This is a genomic window from Actinoplanes sp. NPDC048791 (assembly GCF_040650095.1).
In the GTDB taxonomy this organism is placed as follows: domain Bacteria; phylum Actinomycetota; class Actinomycetes; order Mycobacteriales; family Micromonosporaceae; genus Actinoplanes.
In genome coordinates, this window is the sequence record NZ_JBEZGQ010000602.1 from 1 (window position 1) to 5254 (window position 5254).

General features: G+C 70.3%; 5 protein-coding genes. All 5 read left to right on the top strand.

Translation table 11 applies throughout. The annotated features are described in order from the left end of the window. Positions 1-952, top strand: a 952-nt coding sequence (locus AB0C29_RS32285) for an ATP-binding cassette domain-containing protein (protein ID WP_360828213.1), incomplete at its 5' end; no start/stop codon positions are given. A 161-nt stretch (positions 953-1113) separates the two neighbouring features. Beyond that, a complete protein-coding gene (locus AB0C29_RS32290; protein WP_360828216.1) occupies positions 1114-1305 on the top strand; it encodes a hypothetical protein in 192 nt (63 codons plus the stop codon). A gap of 259 nt (positions 1306-1564) precedes the next feature. Next, on the top strand, positions 1565-2083 hold the full coding sequence (locus AB0C29_RS32295; protein ID WP_360828219.1) for an ATP-binding protein: 519 nt from the start codon (positions 1565-1567) through the stop codon (positions 2081-2083). A 78-nt stretch (positions 2084-2161) separates the two neighbouring features. Further along, positions 2162-2899, top strand: a complete 738-nt coding sequence (locus tag AB0C29_RS32300; protein WP_360828222.1) for a beta-phosphoglucomutase family hydrolase — start codon at positions 2162-2164, stop codon at positions 2897-2899. A 45-nt stretch (positions 2900-2944) separates the two neighbouring features. Then, positions 2945-5254: glycoside hydrolase family 65 protein (locus AB0C29_RS32305; protein WP_360828225.1), on the top strand; the 2310-nt coding region annotated here is incomplete at its 3' end.

Here is a 5254-nt window from a genome sequence, read left to right on the forward strand (position 1 = left end):
CCCGCCTGCAGACCGCCCTCGATGCCCTGGTCGAACGCCACGCACGCCCGGCCAGCTCTCCGGCGGCCAGCGCCAGCGGGTCGCGATGGGCCGGGCCATCGTGCGCCGCCCGGGGCTGTTCCTGATGGACGAGCCGCTGTCCAACCTCGACAGCGGCCTGCGCGCGGAGCTGCGGGCCGAGATCACCAGCCTGACCCGCGAGCTGGGCGTCACCACCATGTACGTCACCCACGACCAGGCCGAGGCGCTGACCATGGCCGACCGGGTGGCGATCATGCGCAAGGGCGTGCTGCAGGACCTGGGCACCCCCACCGAGGTGTACGGCCGCCCGGCCACCCTCTACGTCGCCGCCTTCCTGGGCGCGCCCCGGATGAACCTGCTCGAGGCCTCGGTCTACGTGCACCTGGACCGCTACATCGCGCTGAACCTCGGCGAGCAGGCCCTCTACCTGCCCTGGAACGACATCCGGGCGCGGGCGATCTCGCACTATCACGGTGAGCGCATCGTCGTCGGGATGCGGGCCGAGGCGCTCACCCCGGTCGCCCCGGACACCCCGGGCGACGTGCTGCAGGGACGCATCCGCTACCTCGAGCACCACGGGCACGAGTCGCTGGCCTTCCTGGACATCGGGGCGACCGCGGTGGTCGTCGACGAGCTGGGCAAGGCGGTCACCGAGACCGACGCCGAGACCGGCGTGGTGCGGCGGATCGGGGGCGCGTTGCAGCGGCTCACCGGGCGTACGGACAAGGCCGTGCTGGAGCGGGAGGAGGCCGAGAAGGCCTCGGTGCTCAGCGACCCGGGCCGGCACCACCGGCGGCCCGCCGAGCTGGCTGTGCGGCTGGCGCCGTACCCGGCGGTCTCCCCGGGGCATCCGCTGGCGATCAACGTACGGATGGACGCCCTGCACTTCTTCGACGAGCGCGGCGACCGCATCGACGTCGGATGGCGATGAAGATCCCCTCTCGCTCCTCTTGACGGTATGGGGCATCGTCCCCCCTACGTCGGTGCGATGGCGTATCGACGTCGTTGAGGTGAGCAGGGTCGCCTGACCGGTCAGATGCTGCTGGCCCTGGCCTGCTACGGCGGGTCCTCGGCTCGTTCCACAGCGTGCTGATGGCCCTGACCTCGGCGGTGAAGCTGCCGCTGTTCTTCCTGATCACCGCGCCCGACTACGGGTTCTTCAAGCTGCTCAACGTGGCCATCCCGGCGCTGTCGGCCCTGGCCGGGCTGCGCTTCCTGACCGGCGGCATGCGGGTGCTCAACGACAACGGCCGGCTCCCGTGGTGCCGCCGGGCTACATGCTGACCCCGATCGCGCACCACCCGCGCCCGGTCCGGCCGCCCAAGGAGAGCCAGCCGACGCCGCCGAGCATGACCCTGCTGTACGTCTGGATCCTGCTCTTCGGCTTCGTCGGCACCCAGCCGGCGTGGACCCTGCGGCCGTTCTCCGGGACATCGACGGCAACTTCTACGGGGAGATCCTGCGGACGCTGTCGCATCTGTTCTGATCTATTACCCGTTCCTTGACTGCCACGGAGGCGGTACGCAGCGTAGGCTGACCGGCGGTGGAAGAGACTGTCGACCAGCACATGCTGCGTCCGGCTCCGGACAGGGAGTCGCCGGACGCCACCCCCGTGCACTCTCCGGCCGGTGGGTCGACCCTGCTGGACCGCAGGTTCGGCCGCGACGAGATCACCGTGGTCCGCCACGAGGTCACCGCGCGGCTGGACACCGGGTTGCTCGCCGACCGGCTGCACGGCTTCGTCCTCGCGATCAACGAGGTGATCACCAACGCCGTGCTGCACGCCGGTGGCCAGGGTCGCATCGTGCTGTCGGTCACGGCGACGACGGTGTGCTGCACGGTCACCGACTCGGGGCCGGGCATCCCGGAGCAGTTCCGCCGGCCGCCGAACGTGCCCGAGGCGTTCGAGGTGGGCGGCCGGGGCATCTGGCTGGCGCACCAACTGTGCGACGAGGTGACGATGGCGACCGGCCCAATTGGCACGACTATCGAACTGTGCGTACACCTGCCCGGCCGCAATACCAGGTCTGGCCTGGTCAACGAGAGTGCGACAGCCGGCTGAACGAAGAATGAAACGCCGTGGAAATGTGATCGAGGGCATTGAGGCGTGTCGGCCATCCGGGGCGACTACATTGGGCCAGTGCTTGGACTACCTCCTCATGTGACGGCGTGCCTCTTCGACCTCGACGGCGTGCTCACGCAGACCGCCCTGGTGCATAACGCGGCGTGGAAATTGACCTTCGACGCGTTCCTCCAGACCTGGTCCCGGCACCATGGACAGCCGTTTGTACCGTTCGACTCGGGCGCCGACTACCACCAGTACGTCGACGGCCGGCAGCGTGCGGACGGGGTTCGCACGTTCCTCGCCTCGCGGGGCATCACCCTGCCCGAAGGCACGCCCGACGACGGTCCCGACGCGGAGACCGTCAACGGCATCGGCAACCGCAAGAACATCCTGGTCCTGCAGAAGATCCAGGAAGGCGCCGTGCAGGTCTACCCCGGCTCGGTCGACTACCTGCATGCGGCCAAGGCCGCCGGGCTGCGCCGCGCCGTCGTGTCGGCCAGTGCGAACTGCGCCGACGTCTTGCGGGCGGCCGGCATCGCGGAGCTGCTCGAGGTGCGCGTGGACGGCATCACCGCCCGCGAGCAACACTTGCCGGGCAAGCCGGCCCCGGACACGTTTCTGGCCGGCGCGAAACTGCTCGGGGTGGCCCCGGAGCAGTGCGCGGTGTTCGAGGACGCTCTGGCCGGCGTGGCCGCCGGCAAGGCCGGCGGCTTCGGCATCGTGATCGGCGTGGACCGGGTCGGCCAGGCCGACGCCCTGCGTGAGCACGGCGCCGACATCGTCGTGCAGGATCTCGCCGAGCTCCTCAAGTAATCCCCTTACAGACTTTCTCCTTTCTCAGTTGCGAGAGGCACCACCGTGATCCGTGAACGGGCCTACCCCGTCGATCCCTGGCACATCAGGGAGACCCGGCTGGACCTGGATGTACTGGCTCAGTCCGAGTCGGTCTTCGCCCTGGCCAACGGCCACATCGGCATCCGGGGAAACCTGGACGAGGGCGAGCCGCACGGCCTGCCCGGCACCTACCTCAACTCGTTCTACGAGCTGCGGCCGCTGCCGTACGCCGAGGCGGGCTACGGGTTCCCCGAGTCGGGCCAGACGATGGTCAACGTCACCAACGCCAAGCTCATGCGGCTGCTCGTCGACGACGAGCCGTTCGACGTGCGCTACGGCGAGCTGCGCTCCCACGAGCGCTCGCTGGACCTGCGCGCGGGCACGCTCGAGCGGATCGTGGAGTGGGTCTCACCCTCCGGTCAGGCGATCCGCGTGCGGACCGTACGCATGGTGTCGTTCACCCACCGCGCCATCGTCGCCTTCCTGTACGAGGTGGAGCCGCTCGACGCCTCCGCCCGGCTGATCCTGCAGTCCGAGCTGGTGGCCAACGAGCAGCTCCCGGCGACCAGCAAGGACCCGCGGGTGGCGGCGGTGCTGGACCACCCGCTGCAGGCCGAGGAGATGCTGGAGCAGCGCACCGGCGGCCTGCTCGTGCACCGCACCAAGGCCAGTGATCTGCGGATGGCCGCGGCGATGGAGCACCTGGTGGAGACGCCGGGCAAGCACGCGGTGACCACCGAGGGCCACCCGGACTGGCTGCGCACCACGGTGGCCTGCAAGCTCGAGCCGGGTCAGAAGCTGCGGGTCGTCAAGATCGCCGCGTACGGCTGGTCGAGCAACCGCTCGCTGCCCGCCGTGCGCGACCAGGTCGGCGCGGCCCTCGCCAGCGCCCGGCTGGACGGCTGGGAGGGCCTGGTCGAGGCGCAGCGGGAATACCTGGACGCGTTCTGGGACCACTCCGACGTCAAGGTCGAGGGTGACCCGGAGGTGCAGCAGGCCGTCCGCTTCGGCCTGTTCCACACGCTGCAGGCCGGTGCCCGCGCCGAGCAGCGACCGGTCGGCTCCAAGGGCCTCACCGGCCCCGGTTACGACGGTCACACGTTCTGGGACGCCGAGACGTTCGTGCTGCCGGCCCTGACGTACACGCAGCCGGCCGCGGCGGCGGACGTGCTGCGCTGGCGGCACTCCACTCTGGATCTTGCCCGGGAGCGCGCGCAGACCCTCGGCCTGCAGGGCGCGGCCTTCCCGTGGCGCACGATCCGCGGGCAGGAGTGCTCGGCGTACTGGCCGGCCGGCACCGCCGGGTTCCACATCGGAGCCGACATCGCCGACGCCGTGCGGCGTTACGTCTCCGCGACCGGCGACTTCGACTTCGAGCGCGACTACGGCCTGGAGCTGCTCGTCGAGACCGCCCGGCTGTGGCGCTCGCTCGGGCACCACGACCGGCACGGCCGCTTCCACATCGACGGCGTCACCGGCCCGGACGAGTACACGGCCGTGGTCGACGACAACGTCTACACCAACCTGATGGCGCAGCAGAACATGTTCGCCGCGGCGGACGCGGCCAAGCGGCACCCGGAGCTCGCCCGCAAGCTGGGCGTGGACGACGAGGAGTCGGCCTCGTGGCGGGACGCGGCGGCTTCGGTGCACATCCCGTACGACCGGGAGCTCGGCGTGCACCAGCAGTCGGAGGGCTTCACCCGGCTGGCGGAGTGGGACTTCGAGAACACCCCGCCGGAGGCGTACCCGCTGCTGCTGAACTACCCGTACTTCGACCTGTACCGCAAGCAGGTGGTCAAGCAGGCCGACCTGGTCATGGCCATGTACCTGCGGGGTGATGCCTTCACCCCCGAGGAGAAGGCCCGCAACTTCGCGTACTACGACGCCCGTACCGTGCGGGACTCGTCGCTGTCGGCCTGCATCCAGGCCGTCATGGCCGCCGAGGTGGGTTTCGTGGAGCTGGCCCACGACTACCTGGGCGAGGCCGCCCTGATGGACCTGCACGACCTGCACCAGAACGCCCGGGACGGCGTGCACGTGGCGTCCCTGGCCGGTTCCTGGATCGCCCTGGTGGCGGGCCTGGGCGGCATGCGTGACTCCAACGGGCAGCTCTCCTTCGCACCCCGGCTGCCGAGCCGGATCAACGCGCTGGAGTTCTCGCTGCTCTGGCGCGGCCTGCGGCTGCGGGTGGAGGTCACGGCCGACGAGGTGACCTACTCGCTGCGCAACGGCGGTGGGTCGGCGCGTCTGGACCTGCTGCACCACGGCAAGGAGGTCACCATCACCCAGGTGAAGCCGGTCGTGCTGCCGATCCCGCCGGCGCCGCCGACGGGC